Source organism: Pelomonas margarita, from assembly GCF_043555875.1.
GTDB lineage: Bacteria > Pseudomonadota > Gammaproteobacteria > Burkholderiales > Burkholderiaceae_C > Pelomonas > Pelomonas margarita.
Map to the genome: position 1 here is coordinate 99508 of NZ_JBIGHW010000008.1, position 16812 is coordinate 116319.

Genomic DNA, 16812 nt, shown 5'->3' on the forward strand with positions numbered 1-16812 from the left:
CGTCGGCATCCTTCAGCGTGTTCAGCCCTCGTGGGCGCCGAACATGGTTTTCGCGTAAGTGACGCCGATGCCGTAGGCGCCGCCGACCTTCTTCGCGATGCCGGTGGTCAGCTCATAGGTCTCGCCGCGCGCCCAGTCGCGCTGCAGCTCCAGCAGGTATTGCAGCGCCGTGATGGGCTGGGCGCCGGCCTGCACCATGCGCTCGACGGCGCGCTCGTGGGCTTCGGTGGACACGTCGCCGCAGGCGTCGGTGATGACGTAGACCTCGAAGCCCTGGTCCAGCGCGGACAGCGCCGGGCCGACGATGCAGACGCTGGTCCACAGTCCCGCCAGCACGATGCGTTTCTTGGCGATGCGGTTGACCTCGTTGATGACGGCCACGTCTTCCCAGGTGTTCATCGACGTGCGGTCCAGCATCTGCTGGCCGGGGAACGGCGCGGTGACCTCGTCGAACATCGGGCCGGAGAAGCTCTTCTCGGCGACCGTCGTCAGGATGGTCGGCACCTTGAAGCCGGCGGCGGCCTTTGCAACGAGCGAGGCGTTGTTGCGCAGCTCGATGGCCGCGATGGAGTGCGTGGCGAAGGCCATCTGCGACTGGAAGTCGATCAGCACCAGCAGGTGGTCGGTCGGGGTCAGCAACTTGGCGCCAGGGGCGGCTTTGGCGGTGGGGGTGGTCATGGGAAATCCTTTGCGGTTGCGGTTGCGGTTGCGGGGGAGGAGGGGAGGAGGTCAGAGCAGGCCGAGCGCCATGGCGACGCCGGCGCCATAGGCGGGGTCGGCCCTGCAGCAGTTGTCCACGTGGCGCTGGCGCACCTCGCGGCTGACGCCCTGCATGGCCCGGGCGGTGTTGTCGAACAGGCGTTGGCGCTCGTCGGCGCGCAGCAGCCGGAACAGGGCTGCTGTCTGGTTGAAGCAGTCATCGTCCAGGCGGTGGTCCCAATGCGTGGCCGTGCCCTGCAGCGCCAGCGGCGGCTCGTGCGCTTGCTGGCGATCGGGCCACAGGCCCAGGCTGTTGGGCACGTAGCCGGGCGTGGCGCCGTGGTTGCCGTCCACGCGCATGGCGCCGTCCCGGTGGAAGCTGTACATGGGGCATCTGGGCGCGTTCACCGGGATCTGCTGGAAGTTCACGCCGAGGCGATAACGCAGCGCGTCGCCATAGCTGAACAGCCGCGCCTGCAGCATCTTGTCGGGCGAGAAACCGATGCCGGGCACGACGTGCGCGGGCGAGAAGCCGGCCTGCTCGACCTCGGCGAAGTAGTTCTGCGGGTTGCGGTTCAGCGCCAGCACCCCCACCTCGTGCAGCGGGTAGTCCGCGTGAGGCCAGACCTTGGTCAGGTCGAAGGGGTTGAAGGGGCAGGCCTGGGCCTCGTCCTCGGTCATCAGCTGCACGCACAGCGTCCAGCGCGGGAAGTCGCCGCGATCAATGGCGTCGAACAGGTCGCGCTGCGCGCTCTCGCGGTCGCGGCCGATCAGGGCCTCGGCCTGCGCGTCGCTGAGCCAGCGCACGCCCTGTTGGCTGCGGAAGTGGAACTTCACCCAGTGCCGCACGCCCGCGTCGTTGATGAAGCTGAAGGTGTGGCTGCCGAAGCCATGCATGTGGCGGTAGCCGTCGGGCAGGCCACGGTCGCTCATCAGGATGGTGACCTGGTGCAGCGCCTCGGGCATCAGCGTCCAGAAGTCCCAGTTGGTCTGCGCGTTGCGCAGGTTGGTGCAGGGGTCGCGCTTGACGGCGTGGTTCAGGTCGGGGAAGCGCAGCGGGTCGCGCATGAAGAACACTGGCGTGTTGTTGCCCACCAGGTCCCAGTTGCCTTCGTCCGTGTAGAACTTGACCGCGAAGCCGCGGATGTCGCGCTCCGCGTCGGCGGCGCCGCGCTCGCCGGCCACCGTCGAGAAGCGCACGAACACGTCGGTCTGCTTGCCGACTGCGGAGAACAGGTCCGCCTGCGTGAAGCGGCGGATGTCCTGCGTGACCGTGAACGTGCCGTAAGCCCCCGAGCCCTTGGCGTGCATGCGCCGCTCGGGGATGACCTCGCGGTCGAAGTGGGCCAGCTTTTCGAGCAGCCAGATGTCCTGCAGCAGCGCCGGCCCGCGTGGCCCGGCGGTCTGGATATTGAGGTTGTCCGCCACCGGTGCGCCGTTGGCGTGGGTCAGGCGCTGCGTCATGCCGTCAGCCCTTGATGAAGGCCAGCAGGTCGGCGTTGAGCACGTCGGCGTTCACCGTCAGCATGCCGTGCGACAGACCCGGGTAGACCTTGAGCGTGCCGTTCTTCAGCAGCTTGACGGCCTTCAGCGCCGAGTTGGCGATGGGCACGATCTGGTCGTCGTCGCCGTGCATCACGAGCGTGGGCACGGTGATGGCCTTCAGGTCCTCCGTCTGGTCGGTCTCGGAGAAGGCCTTGATGCCGTCGTAGTGGGCCTTGGCGCTGCCCATCATGCCCTGGCGCCACCAGTTGTTGATGACGCCCGGCAGCGGCTTCACGCCCGGCCGGTTGAAGCCGTAGAACGGGCCGGCGGGCACGTCCATGAACATTTGCGCGCGGTTGTCGGCCACACCCTTGCGGAAGCCGTCGAAGACTTCCATCGGCAGGTGATCGGGGTAGGCCGCAGTCTTGGCCATGATGGGCGGCACCGCAGCCACGAGCACGGCCTTGGCGACGCGGCCGGCGGGCTGGCCATGCTTGGCCACATAACGCGCGACTTCACCGCCACCCGTCGAGTGGCCGATGTGCACGGCATTGCGCAGGTTCAGGTGCTCCACCACGGCGAAGGCGTCGGCGGCGTAGTGGTCCATGTCGTGGCCCTCGCTGACCTGGGCCGAGCGGCCGTGGCCGCGGCGGTCGTGCGCGACGACGCGAAAGCCGCGTTGCACGAAGAACAGCAGCTGCGCGTCCCAGTCGTCGCTGGACAGCGGCCAGCCGTGGTGGAAGACGATGGGCTGGGCCGTCTTGGGCCCCCAGTCCTTGAAGAAGATCGTGGTGCCGTCTTGGGTGGTGATGGTGCTCATGTGCATTCCTTGGTCAGTGGGAGCGTGGCGGGGAGTGGCGGCCTGGGCGTCGCCGACGCTCGTCAGCGACGTGGCCAGAGGCAGGGTCAGCGCGGTGCCAAGCCCGGCACCCAGGGCCAGGACCTGCCGGCGTCGGGGCGTTGTGACGTCGCGGGGTTCATCGTTCATGTCGCGGCTCCTAGAAAGCGGGATTCAGCGACAGTGATGTTAGGAATTCGGGCATGCGGCAGCCAGCCTCGAACGGGGCGATCCGCCTCTCTCGTTGGAGGTAGTGCATGCTCCCGGGTGGGCCGCGCGGTGAAGCGGCGGGCCGGGTTTCAGGCGCTCAGAGTTGCAGCAGGCCGCGCTGCAGCGCGATGGTGACTGCGTGGGTCCGGTCGCGTGCGTTGAGCTTGAGCAGAATGGACTTGACCCGGGCCTTGATCGTGTCCTCGGTGACGGACAGCAAGGCCCCGACCTCACGGTTGGAGTGGCCCTGCGCGATGTGCCGCACGACTTCGACCTCCCGGTCGGTGAGCATTTCGTCACCTGCATGCCGGGCGATGTCGACGGCGATGTCCGACGGCACCCATCGCCCACCGGCATGCACCGCGCGAATGGCATCCAGCAGCGACGCGCGCATCGATGTCTTGACCAGGTAGCCGGCGGCGCCTTCCTTCAGCGCACGCCAGGCCTGGATGTCGCCTTGATAGGTCGTCAGCACCAGCAGCCTGGCCTGGGGCGACTGCTTGCGTATCGCCTGGATGGCCTGCAGGCCATCCATCCGGGGCATCTGCAGATCCATCAATGTCACGTCGGGCTGCAGTGCATGGAACCGCTCCACCGCCTCGACGCCATTGGCGGCTTCGCCGATGACCTGCATGTCGGGCTGCTGCTGCATGACGGCCGCGATGCCTTCGCGCATCAGCGGGTGGTCATCGACGATGAGCAGGCGAACCTGTGGGTGGGGCTTGTTCATGTGCAGCTGCTCAAAATTTTAGGCGCGGTGTGCAGCGCCGACGATGAAATCCGCCGCCGCGTCGTGCGATGCGGTGCGTTGACTCTTTCGGGTAAGGGGGAATCACTCGTTGGGGGCTGTTGGTGCGCGCTTGCACGGTCCAGCATGGGCGCATGTCTGTGCCGCGACCCTCGCACGCCTCGATGCCCGCCGTCGACGCCCGCCGCCACGCTGCCCTCGGCGTGAGCGTCCTGCACGGGCATCCGCTGCTGGCTGCCGGCATCCTGGCCATGCTGGCCGACCCCGCCGTCGACGACGCGCCGCTGGCGCTGGCCGCCGCAGTTGGCCAGCCGGTGCTGGTCACCGACTATCAGCAGGCGATGCGGCAGCCGCACGACGTGCCCGTGCTGGTCGTGGAAGGCGGGCTGACCGTGTACAAGGTCCGATCGCTGCTGCAGGTCGGCACGCAGGGCTGCATCAGTGCCGAGGGCAGCGCGGGTGAGTTGCTTCGAGCCGTCGCGGCCCTGCGCAGCGGCGGCAACTACTTCTGCCCCACCGTCACGGGGCTGCTCGCCGACGCCGTGATGCCCGCCGTCCTGACGCGCGGCGAGCAGCGCGTGCTCGAACTGCTCTGCCAGGGGCTGGACAACAAGACCATCGCCGGGCATCTGCAGATCGCCGTCGGAACGGTGAAGACGCATGTGAAGGCCATGCTGGCCAAGACCGAGACTCGCACGCGCACTGCGCTGGTGGCGCGTTCGATCCGGTGCGGCTGGGTGACGGCAGAGGCACCGCTCCAGGTGCGACCTATCATGCCGCCGCCACGATGTCGCCTGCCCACCGCCACCCTTCGCTGATCGAGCGCGTCCTGTCAGCGCGCTGGCCTTCATGGTGCCTGCTGCCCTGCCTGTGGGTCTGGGCGGCTGCGGCCCTGGCGGCGCCGGCTGCGGCGCTGAGTGAGTTCAAGCACGTGGCATGGTCCATCGACCGGGGCGCGCCGAGCCGCATCAACTCCATCAGCCAGACCCATGATGGCTTCCTGTGGATAGGCAGCGTCGAGGGGCTGTTTCGTTTCGATGGGGTGAGTTTCGAATCCGTGCGCCTGCGAGCGCCCGGATCGCAACGCCTCGTCGTGTCCAGCCTGCGAGCGATGCGGTCCGGTGACCTCTGGGTGGGGCTGGCGCGCGGACGCGGCATGGCGCGCTGGCGGGGCGGTGAACTGGTCGATGCGCAGATGCCGCACCCGTCGCGCGAGGTGAACGACATCCAGGAGGGCCCGGACGGCGAGGTCTGGGTGGCGCGGGGCGGTCGCAGCGACCGCATGCTGGCCCGCTTTCACCAGGGCGGGTGGCAGGAGTTCGGCACCGAGAGTGGATTGCCGGCCCAGCAGGTGTGGAGCCTGCTGTTCGCCCGGGACGGGACGCTCTGGGTCGTTCTTTCCAACGCGATTGCGCGCCGCCGACCTGCAGACGCCCGTTTCACGGTCGTCGAGCAAGGCCTGACGCCCCGGGCCAACCTGTCCGAGGATGCGCAGGGGCAACTGTGGATCTCCGACCGGCGCGGCACCCGTGCGCTGAATCCGCCGGCAGGCTCCGAGACGTTTTTTCCCCATCCCAGCCCGGTGGGCGGCGCACGGCTGCTGTTCGACCGGCAGGGCGACCTCTGGATGACGACCTGGAACAGCGGCGTGCTGCGGGTGCGGGTGCCTGGCCAGCCCTGGCCGGCGGCGCAGCGCGTGACGTCGCTCGACGCCACGGCCGGCCTGACCTCCGACACCGCGCGCGCCCTGTTCCAGGACCGTGAAGGCAATCTCTGGATAGGCACGGAACTCGGGCTGGACATGCTGCGGCCCGCCAGCATCGCCATCGAGCATGGGGTGCCGAGCAACTCGCCGACAAGCTACACGATGGCGCGTGCGAATGACGGCACGGTCTATGTTGCCGATGCGCAGGCGCTCTATGCCATCGCGCCGGGCGGGCACCCCGTGCGGGTGCTGGGCTACGACACGCCGGCCGAGGCGCTGTGCACGGCCATGGGTCGGGGGGTGTGGCTGTTCCTGGCCGACCGGGTGTTGCAGGTGGCGGGAGCGTCGGTCACGCGGCATGTCAAGCCGGCAGGCACCACGGCCTACGGCTGTGCGCAAGACGCCTCGGGCCGCCTGTGGATGCCGGCGCTGGAGACCGGGCTTCACTGGCAACAGCGCGGGCGCTGGCAGCGCTGGCCCGAGGCGACGCCCTCGCCCTCGCTGCCGGCCAATGCGACCGTGGATGGCCGGGGGCGCGCGGTGGTGCTGTTCCGCGGCCGGCCGCCGCAGGGGGAGCGGCCCTTCGATGCTGTCGATGCGACGCAGTCGCCGGCTGGCGGCGTGGAAGGTCTGCTGGCCGCCGGCCCCGGCGTGCTGCTGAGCGGCCACCGGGGCCTGGCCCTGGCCGGCACGTCGGGCGGGGCGCAGTTGCCGGGTGAGACCCACCCTTGGGCCGCGTCTCTCAACGGCCTGGCGCAGACGTCCGGGGGCGACACCTGGGCCATCGGCGATGCCGGTGTCGTGCGGCTGCGCTCCGACGAACTGGCCCGTGCCTTGCAGCGGCCCGGTGCCGCCGTTGCGGCGCGGATCTTGGACTTCAGCGACGGGCTGAGCAGCTTCGTGCAGAAGGCGCCCGGTGCCCAGGTGGCGGTGGGCGGGGATGGCCGCGTCTGGTTCCTGACGCGCCGCCACCTGATGCGCGTGAACCCGGCAGGCCTCGTGCCGAACCCTGTGCCGCCACCCGTCGTTGTGCGTGCCGTCCAGGTGGGCGACCAGCGCTTCGAAGCCATGCCCAGCCTTGTGCTGCCGGCCGGGACCACCACGGTGCGCATTGCCTTCACGGCGCCCAGCCTGAGCGTGCCGGAGCGCGTCAAGTTCCGCCACCGCCTGGTGGGCCTCGGCGGCACATGGAGCCCGCCGGACAGCCAGCGCGAGGCGCTGCTGTCCGACCTTGGGCCCGGCAGCTATCGATTCGAAGTCACGGCCAGCAACCACGATGGTGTCTGGGCCGTGCAGCCTGCGGAGGTGACGCTGACCATCCCGGCCACGTTCACCCAGTCCCTGGGCTTCAAGCTCATGGTGGCGGGCTTGAGCCTGCTGTTGTTGTACGGGCTCTATCTGGCGCGGCTGCGGCAGATCCTGTCACGCCTTCGCGAGCGGGGCGAGGAGCGCGCCCGCGAGCGTGAGCGCATCGCTCGTGAAATGCACGACACGCTGCTGCAGAGCGTGCAGGGGCTGATCCTGCGGTTCCAGTCGGTGGCCGACCGCCTGCATGGCCAGCCGCAGGTGCGCCAGGCCATGAACCAGGCCCTGGACCGGGCCGAAGCGGTCGTCGTGGAAGGGCGCGACCGGTTGCAGGGGCTGCGGCGCGTCGACGCCAGCGACCTGGAGGACGAACTTCGGCGCCTGATCGCCGAGCAGCCCTTTTCAGACGGCACCAGGGTCGGCGTCTCCAGCCAGGGCACGCGCCGCCAACTTCAGCCGAGTGCCTTCGACGAGATCCTGTGCATCGTCAGCGAGGCGCTGTTCAACGCGGCCCGACATGCCAACGCGACCACCGTGGATGTGCAGGTCGACTACGGGCGCCAGTGGCTGGAGATCACCGTGCGCGACGACGGCGTGGGGCTGCCCCGCGCCGGCTCGGACCCCGCCGGCCTGGCGGGCCATTTCGGCCTGCTGGGCATGCGCGAGCGGGCCCAGCGCATCGGGGCGCAGTTCCGGGTGACCAGCCAGCCTGGCCATGGCGCGCGCGTGTCGCTGCGCATCAAGGCGGGCGTGGCCTACGCGCGGGACGCCGGCTGAGCTTGGCGGTTGCGAACCCTGCAGATCGGCTGCATCGGGGCAGGCCCCTAAAATCCCGGGTTTCCCCGAGGACCGATATCCATGGCCGACCCGACCCCGCAAGAAGTGCGCGATTTCATTGCCGCAGGCCTGCCCTGCGCGCATCTGGAAGTCGAGGGCGACGGCCGTCATTTCTTCGCCACCATCGTGTCGGCGGAGTTCACGGGCCTCACCCGCATCAAGCGCCACCAGCGCGTCTACGCGGCGCTTGGCGATCGCATGCGCGAGCAGATCCATGCGCTGTCGATGAAGACGCTGACGCCCGAGGAGTTCGCGCAATGAGCACGAGCCAAGGCCTGACCCTGGCGCTGTCCAAGGGCCGCATCTTCGAGGAGACGCTGCCGCTGCTGCGCGCCGCCGGCATCGAGGTGCTGGAAGACCCCGAGACCTCGCGCAAGCTCATCCTGCCGACCAACCGCGACGGCGTGCGCATCGTGATGGTGCGCGCCAGCGACGTGCCGACCTACGTGCAGTACGGCGGTGCCGACCTCGGCGTGGCCGGCCGCGACGTGCTGCACGAGCAGGCGCTGGCCGAGGGCGGCTCGCACGGCCTGTACCAGCCGCTGGACCTGAAGATCGCTCGCTGCCGCATGAGCGTGGCGGTGCGCGCCGACTTCGACTACGCCGCCGCCGTGAAGCAGGGCTCGCGCATCCGCGTGGCCACCAAGTACACCGAGATCGCGCGCCAGCACTTCGCCGACAAGGGCGTGCACGTGGACCTCATCAAGCTCTACGGCTCGATGGAGCTGGCGCCGCTGACCGGCCTGGCCGAGTCCATCGTCGACCTCGTCTCCACCGGCGGCACGCTGCGCGCGAACAAGCTGGTCGAGGTGGAGCAGATCATGGACATCTCGTCCCGCCTCGTCGTCAACCAGGCCGCGCTCAAGCTCAAGCGCGACCTGCTTCGCCCCCTCATCGACGCCTTCGCCGCGGCAACAGCATGATTCGCCAACTCTCGACCGCCGCCGCCGACTTCGCCACCGAGTTCGAGCGCCTGCGCCATTGGTCGGCGGAGACGGATGCCGCCATCGAGGGCCGCGTCGCCGAGATCCTGGCCGACGTGCAACAGCGCGGCGATGCCGCTGTGCTGGACTACACCGCCCGCTTTGACCGCGTGCAGGCCGCCGACATGGCCGCGCTGGAGATCACGCAGGCCGAACTGCAGACTGCGCTCGCCTCCATCACGCCCGCCCAGCGCGACGCGCTGCAGGCCGCCGCGAAGCGCGTGCGCGCCTATCACGAGCGCCAGCTGGAGGCCTCGGGCCGCAGCTGGAGCTACCGCGACGAGGACGGCACGCTGCTGGGCCAGAAGGTTACGCCGCTGGACCGCGTGGGCATCTACGTGCCGGGCGGCAAGGCCGCCTACCCGAGTAGCGTGCTGATGAACGCCATCCCCGCCCACGTAGCCGGCGTGCCCGACATCATCATGGTCGTGCCCACGCCGGACGGCGTGCGCAACCCGCTGGTGCTGGCCGCCGCAGCCGTGGCCGGCGTGCACCGCGTGTTCACCATCGGTGGTGCGCAGGCCGTGGCGGCGCTGGCCTATGGCACGGCGACCATCCCGCGCGTCGACAAGATCACCGGCCCGGGCAATGCCTACGTGGCCTCGGCCAAGAAGCATGTGTTCGGCCAGGTCGGCATCGACATGATTGCCGGTCCCAGCGAGATCCTCGTCATCGCCGATGGCACGACGCCGCCGGACTGGGTGGCGATGGACCTGTTCAGCCAGGCCGAGCACGACGAGCTCGCGCAGAGCATCCTGCTGAGCCCGGACGCCGCCTTCCTGGCCGCGGTGCAGGCCAGCATGGAGCGCCTTGCCCCACAGCTGCCGCGCGAGGCCGTCATCCGCGCGTCGCTGCAGGGTCGCGGCGCACTGATCCACACGCGCTCGATGGAAGAGGCCTGCGAGATCAGCAACAGCATCGCGCCCGAGCACCTGGAGATCAGCGCCGCCGAGCCGGCCCGCTGGGAACCGCTGCTGCGCCATGCCGGCGCCATCTTCATGGGCGCCTACACCAGCGAGAGCCTGGGCGACTACTGCGCAGGCCCCAACCACGTGCTGCCCACGGCCAGCACGGCGCGCTTCTCGTCGCCGCTGGGCGTCTACGACTTCCAGAAGCGCAGCAGCCTCATCGAGGTCAGCGAGCAGGGCGCCCAGGTGCTGGGCCGCATCGCCAGCGTGCTGGCCCATGGCGAGGGCCTGCAAGCCCATGCCCGCGCGGCTGAGCTGCGCCTCAAGGGCTGAGATCGTCAGGGGCGCTGCCGGCATGCGTCGCCGTGACCTGATGCTGGCAGCTGCGGCAGCGCCGCTGGCGGCCGCCCGCGGCGCGCCGCTGCGGCTGCGCATACCGCGCGTGTCGGCCAAGGCGTCGTCCGGGCAGAGTTACCCGGCCGTGCTGCTGGCGCAGGCGCTGGCCGCCGCCAGCATGCCTGCGACGCTGGAGCCTACGGCCGATTACATCCCGCAGCAGCGCGCGCTGCTGGAGCTGGGGGCCGACAGCCGGCTGGACGTGGTGTGGACCATGACCTCCGTGGAGCGCGAGCGCCAGGCCCGGCCCATCCGCATCCCTATCTTCAAGGGGCTGTTCGGCTGGCGGCTGCTGCTGGCCCTGCCCGAGCAGGCGGCGCGCCTGAGCGCGGTGCGCACGCTGGCGGAGCTGCGCCAGTTCTCCATGCTGCAGGGCCTGGAGTGGCCGGATGCAGGCGTGCTGCAGGCCAACAGCCTGAATGTCGTCACATCGCCCAGCCACGACGTCATGTTCAGGCAGCTGCGGCTGGGCCGGGCCGACGCCTTCCCGCGCTCCGTCGAGGAAATCTGGTGGGAGCTGGACCGCTACGGCCAGGGCCTGGTCGTCGTGCCGCAGCTGTGCCTGCGCTATCCGGCGGCCGTGTACTACTTCGTGGCACCCGAGGCGACCGAGCTGGCGGCGGCACTGGAGCTGGGCCTGCAGCGCCTGCGCGCCACGGGCGTGTTCGACCAGCTGTTCGCCCAGCACCACGGGGCCGACCTGGCCCGCGCCCGCCTGGGCGAGCGGCGCATCATCGAGCTGAGCAACCCGCAGCTGCCACCGCAGACGCCGCTGGACAAGCCCGAGCTCTGGTATCGGCCTTGATAAGACACGAAGTTCGTGCAACACGAACTTCGTGTAATCTTCAGGCCATGAAGAACGTCACCGTGTCGATGGACGATGCCGTGGCCGAGTGGTCGCGGCTGGAGGCCGCGCGGCGCAACACCAGCGTCTCGCGGCTATTGGGCGAGTTGCTTGCCGAGAAGATGCAGCACGACGACGCCTATGAGCGCGCGCTGCAGGACTGGCTGCACCGCGAGCGGTCGTGGTCGTCCGACGGCCAGCCCTATCCCGGCAGAACATGAAGCCCCTCGTCCAACGGGTACGTTGGCCGGTCCCCCGAGGGGACGGCGATGCATGCGGCGTTGAGCCGCAAGCACATCGCCATGACGGGCCGGCTTGGGAGCGGCCCGGCGCTCGACCCGTGAATGCATTGACATGAATTTCACTGCCCCCGTGTTCGTTGATACCTCCGTACTGCTGTTCAGCGAGGACGGCGCCCGCCCGGCCGAGCGCGAGCAGGTGTTGGTGTGGCTGCGCACGCTGTGGGCCACGCGCACGGGCCGCGTGTCGGTGCAGGTGCTGAACGATTTCTACCTGCTGGCCACCCAGCGCGTGAACCCGCCCATGCCGCAGGGCGATGTGCGCGCCGAGGTGCGCCGCTACCAGCATTGGCGCCCTTGGGGCGCGGACCAGGCCACGGTGGAGTCCGCCTGGTCGCTGGAGAGCCGCTTCGGCCTGCCGTTTGCCGATGCCCTCGTCGTGGCCAGCGCCAAGGCGCAGGGCTGCACGCGCCTGCTCAGCCTGGCGCTGCCGCATGAGGCGCAGTACGACAGCGTGCAAGTCCTCAACCCCCTGGTTGCCTCCGTTCCTACCGCGCCATGACCACTGCCCTCGACCAAGCCCTTGCCCAGATCCGCCCCGACGTGCGCGCGGCGCATGCGTACGTCGTGCAGCCCAGCCACGGCGTGCTGAAGATGGACGCGATGGAGAACCCCTACCGTCTGCCGCCCGCGTTGCAGCAGGCGCTGGGCGAGCGCCTCGCTGCCGTCGCGCTGAACCGCTACCCGGCCGAGCGCACCGCGCTGCTGGCCCGTGCGCTGGCGCGCCATGCCGGCGTGGACGACGAGGTTGGCGTCACGCTGGGCAACGGCTCGGACGAGCTCATCGGCCTGCTCAGCATTGCCGTCGCCCGGCCCGGCGCGGCCGTGCTGGCGCCGGTGCCGGGCTTCGTCATGTACGAGGCCTTTGCGAAGCAGCAGCGGCTGGACTTCATTGGCGTGCCGCTGCGCGCCGACGACTTCCAGCTCGACGAGCCGGCCATGCTGGCGGCCATCGCCAAGCACCAGCCGGCGCTGATCTACCTGGCCTATCCCAACAACCCCACGGCCACGCTGTGGGATGCCGCCGTCATCGAGCGCATCGCCCAGGCGGCGCCGGGGCTGGTCGTCATGGACGAGGCCTACCAGCCGTTCGCCAGCCAGGACAGCCTCGCGCTGATGGCCCGCCAGAAGAATGTGCTGGTCATGCGCACGATGAGCAAGTTCGGCTTGGCTGGCGTGCGCATCGGCTACCTGCTCGGTGCGGCCGAGCTGGTGGACCAGATCGAGAAGCTGCGCCCGCCCTACAACATCAGCGTGCTGAACGCCGAGGCCGCGCTGTTCGCGCTGGAGCATGCCGACGTCTACGCTGCCCAGGCCGCCGAGTTACGCCAGCAGCGCGAGCGCCTGTTCGCGGCGCTGCAGGCGCTGCCGGGCGTCCACGCCTGGCCCAGTCAGGGCAATATGATTCTCGCGAGGGTGCCCGATGCTGCCGCCACCTTTGCGGCGCTCAAGGCGCGGGGCGTGCTGATCAAGAACGTCTCCGCCCTGCACCCCTTGCTCGCGAACTGCCTGCGCTTCACGGTCGGGACGCCCGACGAAAACACCCGTCTCCTCGCCGAACTTACGAGTTGCCTGTCATGAGCACCGAACGCACCGCCGAAGTCACCCGCAACACCCGCGAGACGCGCATCACCGTGCGCATCAACCTCGACGGCACCGGCCAGTCCAAGCTGCACACCGGCATCGGCTTCTTCGACCACATGCTGGACCAGATCGCCCGCCACGGCCTCATCGACCTGGACATCCACTGCGACGGCGACCTGCACATCGACGGCCACCACACGGTGGAAGACGTCGGCATCACGCTGGGCCTGGCCATCGCCAAGGCGGTGGGCGACAAGGCGGGCCTGACGCGCTACGGCCACAGCTATGTGCCGCTGGACGAGGCGCTGTCGCGCGTCGTCATCGACCTGTCTGGCCGCCCCGGCCTGCACATGGACTGCAAGTTCACGGCCGGCAGCATCGGCGCCTTCGACACGCAGCTGACCTTCGAGTTCTTCCAGGGCTTCGCCAACGCCGCGCTGGCCACGGTGCACATCGACAACCTGAAGGGCCACAACGCCCACCACCAGGCCGAGACCATGTTCAAGGCCTTCGGCCGCGCACTGCGCATGGCCACGACGCTGGACCCGCGCTCGGCCGGCGTCATCCCGTCCACGAAAGGCTCGCTGTGACGAAGACCGTCGCCGTGGTGGACTACGGCATGGGCAACCTGCGCTCGGTGTCGCAGGCCGTCATCCACGCCGCCGAAGGGCAGGGCATTGACGTCGTGATCACCTGCGACCCCGAGGTCATCCGCGCCGCCGAGCGCGTCGTGCTCCCTGGCCAGGGCGCAATGCGCGACTGCATGGCCGAACTGGCCGCATCGGGCGCCAAGGAAGCCGTGCTGGAAGCCGCCGCCACCAAGCCGCTGCTGGGTGTGTGCGTGGGCATGCAGATGCTGCTGGACCACAGCGAGGAGCAGGACACGCCGGGCCTGGGCCTCATCCCGGGCCGCGTGCAGCGCTTCCGTCTCGAAGGCCGGCTGCAGGAAGATGGCAGCCGCTTCAAGGTGCCGCAGATGGGCTGGAACCGCGTGCACCAGCCGCGCCCGCACCCGGTCTGGAACGGCATCCCGGACGAGAGCTGGTTCTACTTCGTACACAGCTTCTACGCGACGACGGCCCAGCCCGAACACAGTGCCGGCGAGACCGACTACGGCCTGCGCTTTACCTGTGCAATCGCGCGGGATAACATTTTTGCGACTCAATTCCACCCCGAGAAAAGTGCCGCGCTGGGCCTTGCGCTCTATCGCAATTTCCTTCACTGGAACCCCTGACCGCCTCCCCACGGTCCGCGCTTTCTCGTCCCCCTTCCTCCCCCTCCAGTCCCACCGCCACCGGCCATGCTGCTGATCCCTGCCATCGACCTGAAAGACGGTCGCTGCGTCCGCCTCAAGCAAGGCGACATGAATGACTCCACCACCTTCGGCGAAGACCCCGCCGCGATGGCCCGCCGCTGGGTGGATGCCGGCGCACGGCGCCTTCACCTGGTGGACCTGAACGGCGCCTTCGCGGGCAAGCCGGTCAACGAGGCGGCCATCAAGGCCATCATCAAGGAGGTGGGCGACGAGATCCCCATCCAGCTCGGCGGCGGCATCCGTGACCTCGACACCATCGAGCGCTACCTCGACGACGGCCTGAGCTACGTCATCATCGGCACGGCCGCGGTGAAGAACCCCGGCTTCCTGAAGGACGCCTGCAGCGCCTTCGGCGGCCACATCATCGTGGGCCTGGACGCCAAGGACGGCAAGGTTGCCACCGACGGCTGGAGCAAGCTGACCGGCCATGAAGTCATCGACATGGGCCAGAAGTTCCAGGACTACGGCGTCGAAGGCATCATCTACACCGACATCGGCCGCGACGGCATGCTGACCGGCATCAATATCGAGGCCACCGTCAAGCTGGCCCAGGCGCTGACCATCCCCGTCATCGCATCGGGCGGCCTGTCCAACATCACCGACATCGAGCGCCTGTGCGCGGTGTTCGGCGACGGTGTCGAAGGCGTCATCTGCGGCCGCTCCATCTACACGGGCGATCTCGACTTCGCCGCCGGCCAGGCTCGTGCGGACGAGCTGATGGCGGCGCAAGCCTGACATGCAGCAGCAGCCCCCACGCTCACTTCGCTCGCTGCCCCCCGAGGGGGCGCGTCAGCGGCTCTGGACGGCCACGCGCCGCTGACATGCTCGCCAAACGCATCATTCCCTGCCTGGACGTGACCGCCGGTCGCGTCGTCAAGGGTGTCAACTTCGTCGGCCTGCGTGACGCCGGCGACCCGGTGGACATCGCCGCCCGTTACAACGAGCAGGGCGCCGACGAACTCACCTTCCTCGACATCACCGCGACCAGCGACGGCCGCGATCTCATCCTGCACATCATCGAAGACGTGGCCTCCAAGGTCTTCATCCCGCTGACCGTGGGCGGCGGCGTGCGCGCCGTGGCCGACGTGCGCCGGCTGCTGAACGCGGGCGCCGACAAGGTGTCGTTCAACTCCGCCGCTGTGGCCGACCCCGAGCTGATCCGCGCCGCCAGCGACCGTTACGGCGCGCAGTGCATCGTCGTCGCCATTGACGCCAAGCGTCGTGCCGATGGCTCCGGTTGGGACGTCTACACGCACGGCGGTCGCAAGAACGTGGGCCTTGATGCCGTCGAGTGGGCGAAGAAGATGGCCGAGTACGGTGCTGGCGAGATCCTGCTGACCAGCATGGACCGCGACGGCACCAAGAGCGGCTTCGACCTCGCGCTGACCCGCGCCGTGAGCGATGCGGTGCCTGTGCCCGTCATCGCGTCGGGTGGCGTCGGCGGGCTGGACGACCTGGCCGACGGCATCACCAAGGGCGGCGCCGATGCCGTGCTGGCTGCCAGCATCTTCCACTTCGGCCAGCACACGGTGGGCGAGGCCAAGGCCTTGATGGCCGCGCGCGGCATCCCGGTACGCCAGTGAACGGCGGGTGCCGCAGACAATGCGGCTATGGGTGAGATCCGAATCATTGGCGGGCAGTGGAAGCGCTCCAAGCTGCCCGTGCCCGACGCGCCGGGCCTGCGGCCCACGTCCGACCGTATCCGCGAGACGCTGTTCAACTGGTTAGGCCAGACGCTGACCGGCTGGCGCGTGCTGGACGCGTTCACCGGCAGTGGCGCGCTGGGCTTCGAGGCGGCGTCGCGGGACGCTGCCGAGGTCGTGCTCGTCGAGCGTGATGCCAGGCTCGCCGCCGGCCTGCGCGCCAGCGTGCAGCGGCTGAAGGCGACGACGATGACCGTCCACACGGCCGATGCGCTGGCGTGGATGCGCGCCGCGCCGCGCGCCACGTTCGACCTCATCCTGCTCGACCCGCCCTTCGCCGTCGACCTGTTCGACGCCGCGCTGGCGGCCGCTACGCCGCTGCTGGCCGAGGGCGGGCTGATCTACGTCGAAGCACCGCACGACATCACCCCGCCGGCCGGCTTCACCGCATGGCGCCAGGGGCGTGCGGGCGCGGTGCACTACCACTTGCTGCGGCGCGAGGACAATTCAGCATCATGACGAGCCGCACCACGATCACCGCCATCTACCCCGGCACCTTCGATCCCATCACGCTGGGCCATGAGGACCTGATGCGCCGCGCCGCCGGCATGTTCGAGCGGCTGGTGCTGGCCGTTGCGGTCGGGCATCACAAGAAGACCATGTTCTCGCTCGATGAGCGGCTGGCGATGGCGCAGGATGTGGCGGCAGAACTTGGCAACGTGGAGGTCATCGCCTTCGACGGCCTGCTGCGTGACTTCGTGCGGGCGCATGCCGGCCGCGTCGTCGTGCGCGGCCTGCGCACCGGCGGCGACTTCGAGTACGAGTTCCAGATGGCCGGCATGAACCGCAAGCTGATGCCCGAGGTCGAGACGATCTTCCTGACCCCCGGCGAACACCACCAGTACACGTCCAGCACCTTTGTGCGCGAGATCGCGACGCTGGGCGGCGAGGTGGCCGAGTTCGTGTCGCCCGGCGTGCTGGCTCGGCTGAACGACAAGTTCAAGGAGCGCTGA

The 16812-nt window shown here is 69.3% G+C and carries 19 protein-coding genes; 15 read left to right on the forward strand and 4 right to left on the reverse strand.

The window, feature by feature from the left end; translation table 11 throughout:
* Positions 1–21 precede the first annotated feature (21 nt).
* From ACG0Z3_RS15405 to ACG0Z3_RS15420, 4 genes are all read right to left on the reverse strand, one after another.
* Positions 22–678, reverse strand: coding sequence for a hydrolase (locus tag ACG0Z3_RS15405; RefSeq protein ID WP_394398944.1), 657 nt, complete (start codon positions 676–678; stop codon positions 22–24).
* A gap of 51 nt (positions 679–729) precedes the next feature.
* Positions 730–2163: a catalase gene (locus tag ACG0Z3_RS15410; protein WP_394398945.1), complete on the reverse strand. Its 1434-nt coding sequence runs from the start codon at positions 2161–2163 to the stop codon at positions 730–732.
* A 4-nt stretch (positions 2164–2167) separates the two neighbouring features.
* Entirely contained in the window at positions 2168–3004 is an 837-nt protein-coding gene (locus tag ACG0Z3_RS15415; RefSeq protein ID WP_394399184.1) for an alpha/beta fold hydrolase, read from the reverse strand.
* A gap of 325 nt (positions 3005–3329) precedes the next feature.
* The gene (locus ACG0Z3_RS15420; protein WP_394398947.1) at positions 3330–3962 is read right to left on the reverse strand and encodes a response regulator; all 633 of its coding nucleotides are present in this window, start codon (positions 3960–3962) and stop codon (positions 3330–3332) included.
* 182 nt (positions 3963–4144) lie between these two features.
* Between ACG0Z3_RS15420 and ACG0Z3_RS15425 the strand changes: the two genes are divergently transcribed.
* The 15 genes from ACG0Z3_RS15425 to coaD all read left to right on the forward strand — a co-directional run bounded on the left by ACG0Z3_RS15425 (position 4145) and on the right by coaD (position 16812).
* Positions 4145–4798, forward strand: coding sequence for a LuxR C-terminal-related transcriptional regulator (locus ACG0Z3_RS15425; protein WP_394398949.1), 654 nt, complete (start codon positions 4145–4147; stop codon positions 4796–4798).
* A complete protein-coding gene (locus ACG0Z3_RS15430) occupies positions 4768–7767 on the forward strand; it encodes a sensor histidine kinase (RefSeq protein ID WP_394398951.1) in 3000 nt (999 codons plus the stop codon). The genes ACG0Z3_RS15425 and ACG0Z3_RS15430 overlap by 31 nt, the downstream gene beginning before the upstream one ends.
* An 81-nt stretch (positions 7768–7848) precedes the next feature.
* Positions 7849–8088 carry a BolA family protein gene (locus tag ACG0Z3_RS15435; protein WP_394398953.1) on the forward strand — a complete coding sequence of 80 codons (240 nt, stop codon included), beginning with the start codon at positions 7849–7851 and terminating at the stop codon, positions 8086–8088.
* Complete coding sequence (gene hisG / locus ACG0Z3_RS15440; RefSeq protein ID WP_394398955.1) at positions 8085–8750, forward strand: ATP phosphoribosyltransferase; 666 nt, start codon at positions 8085–8087, stop codon at positions 8748–8750. Before ACG0Z3_RS15435 ends, hisG begins: the two co-directional genes overlap by 4 nt.
* A complete protein-coding gene (hisD, locus tag ACG0Z3_RS15445) occupies positions 8747–10051 on the forward strand; it encodes a histidinol dehydrogenase (RefSeq protein ID WP_394398957.1) in 1305 nt (434 codons plus the stop codon). The genes hisG and hisD overlap by 4 nt, the downstream gene beginning before the upstream one ends.
* A gap of 22 nt (positions 10052–10073) precedes the next feature.
* The gene (locus tag ACG0Z3_RS15450) at positions 10074–10919 is read left to right on the forward strand and encodes a hypothetical protein (protein ID WP_394398959.1); all 846 of its coding nucleotides are present in this window, start codon (positions 10074–10076) and stop codon (positions 10917–10919) included.
* 47 nt (positions 10920–10966) lie between these two features.
* Positions 10967–11179: a CopG family transcriptional regulator gene (locus ACG0Z3_RS15455; protein ID WP_394398961.1), complete on the forward strand. Its 213-nt coding sequence runs from the start codon at positions 10967–10969 to the stop codon at positions 11177–11179.
* Between the two features lie 133 nt (positions 11180–11312).
* Positions 11313–11759, forward strand: coding sequence for a PIN domain-containing protein (locus ACG0Z3_RS15460; RefSeq protein ID WP_394398963.1), 447 nt, complete (start codon positions 11313–11315; stop codon positions 11757–11759).
* Positions 11756–12838 carry a histidinol-phosphate transaminase gene (gene hisC, locus ACG0Z3_RS15465; protein WP_394398965.1) on the forward strand — a complete coding sequence of 361 codons (1083 nt, stop codon included), beginning with the start codon at positions 11756–11758 and terminating at the stop codon, positions 12836–12838. The genes ACG0Z3_RS15460 and hisC overlap by 4 nt, the downstream gene beginning before the upstream one ends.
* The gene (hisB, locus tag ACG0Z3_RS15470; RefSeq protein ID WP_394398967.1) at positions 12835–13431 is read left to right on the forward strand and encodes an imidazoleglycerol-phosphate dehydratase HisB; all 597 of its coding nucleotides are present in this window, start codon (positions 12835–12837) and stop codon (positions 13429–13431) included. The genes hisC and hisB overlap by 4 nt, the downstream gene beginning before the upstream one ends.
* On the forward strand, positions 13428–14075 hold the full coding sequence (gene hisH, locus ACG0Z3_RS15475; protein ID WP_394398969.1) for an imidazole glycerol phosphate synthase subunit HisH: 648 nt from the start codon (positions 13428–13430) through the stop codon (positions 14073–14075). The genes hisB and hisH overlap by 4 nt, the downstream gene beginning before the upstream one ends.
* A 66-nt stretch (positions 14076–14141) precedes the next feature.
* Positions 14142–14891 carry a 1-(5-phosphoribosyl)-5-[(5-phosphoribosylamino)methylideneamino]imidazole-4-carboxamide isomerase gene (hisA, locus tag ACG0Z3_RS15480; protein WP_394398971.1) on the forward strand — a complete coding sequence of 250 codons (750 nt, stop codon included), beginning with the start codon at positions 14142–14144 and terminating at the stop codon, positions 14889–14891.
* Between the two features lie 86 nt (positions 14892–14977).
* Positions 14978–15739 (forward strand): imidazole glycerol phosphate synthase subunit HisF, encoded by a 762-nt coding sequence (gene hisF, locus ACG0Z3_RS15485; RefSeq protein ID WP_394398973.1) that lies wholly within the window; start codon positions 14978–14980, stop codon positions 15737–15739.
* A gap of 27 nt (positions 15740–15766) precedes the next feature.
* The gene (rsmD, locus tag ACG0Z3_RS15490; protein WP_394398975.1) at positions 15767–16318 is read left to right on the forward strand and encodes a 16S rRNA (guanine(966)-N(2))-methyltransferase RsmD; all 552 of its coding nucleotides are present in this window, start codon (positions 15767–15769) and stop codon (positions 16316–16318) included.
* Entirely contained in the window at positions 16315–16812 is a 498-nt protein-coding gene (coaD, locus tag ACG0Z3_RS15495) for a pantetheine-phosphate adenylyltransferase (RefSeq protein WP_394398977.1), read from the forward strand. The genes rsmD and coaD overlap by 4 nt, the downstream gene beginning before the upstream one ends.

Coding starts and splice junctions, on each gene's coding strand:
- hisB (WP_394398967.1), top strand. CDS start 12,835: ATGAGCACCGAACGCACCGCCGAAGTCACCCGCAACACCCGCGAGACG.
- hisD (WP_394398957.1), top strand. CDS start 8,747: ATGATTCGCCAACTCTCGACCGCCGCCGCCGACTTCGCCACCGAGTTC.
- hisC (WP_394398965.1), top strand. CDS start 11,756: ATGACCACTGCCCTCGACCAAGCCCTTGCCCAGATCCGCCCCGACGTG.
- ACG0Z3_RS15405 (WP_394398944.1), bottom strand. CDS start 678: ATGACCACCCCCACCGCCAAAGCCGCCCCTGGCGCCAAGTTGCTGACC.
- ACG0Z3_RS15435 (WP_394398953.1), top strand. CDS start 7,849: ATGGCCGACCCGACCCCGCAAGAAGTGCGCGATTTCATTGCCGCAGGC.
- ACG0Z3_RS15410 (WP_394398945.1), bottom strand. CDS start 2,163: ATGACGCAGCGCCTGACCCACGCCAACGGCGCACCGGTGGCGGACAAC.
- ACG0Z3_RS15420 (WP_394398947.1), bottom strand. CDS start 3,962: ATGAACAAGCCCCACCCACAGGTTCGCCTGCTCATCGTCGATGACCAC.
- ACG0Z3_RS15455 (WP_394398961.1), top strand. CDS start 10,967: ATGAAGAACGTCACCGTGTCGATGGACGATGCCGTGGCCGAGTGGTCG.
- rsmD (WP_394398975.1), top strand. CDS start 15,767: ATGGGTGAGATCCGAATCATTGGCGGGCAGTGGAAGCGCTCCAAGCTG.
- ACG0Z3_RS15425 (WP_394398949.1), top strand. CDS start 4,145: ATGCCCGCCGTCGACGCCCGCCGCCACGCTGCCCTCGGCGTGAGCGTC.
- hisA (WP_394398971.1), top strand. CDS start 14,142: ATGCTGCTGATCCCTGCCATCGACCTGAAAGACGGTCGCTGCGTCCGC.
- ACG0Z3_RS15415 (WP_394399184.1), bottom strand. CDS start 3,004: ATGAGCACCATCACCACCCAAGACGGCACCACGATCTTCTTCAAGGAC.
- ACG0Z3_RS15430 (WP_394398951.1), top strand. CDS start 4,768: ATGTCGCCTGCCCACCGCCACCCTTCGCTGATCGAGCGCGTCCTGTCA.
- hisG (WP_394398955.1), top strand. CDS start 8,085: ATGAGCACGAGCCAAGGCCTGACCCTGGCGCTGTCCAAGGGCCGCATC.
- hisF (WP_394398973.1), top strand. CDS start 14,978: ATGCTCGCCAAACGCATCATTCCCTGCCTGGACGTGACCGCCGGTCGC.
- coaD (WP_394398977.1), top strand. CDS start 16,315: ATGACGAGCCGCACCACGATCACCGCCATCTACCCCGGCACCTTCGAT.
- ACG0Z3_RS15460 (WP_394398963.1), top strand. CDS start 11,313: ATGAATTTCACTGCCCCCGTGTTCGTTGATACCTCCGTACTGCTGTTC.
- ACG0Z3_RS15450 (WP_394398959.1), top strand. CDS start 10,074: ATGCGTCGCCGTGACCTGATGCTGGCAGCTGCGGCAGCGCCGCTGGCG.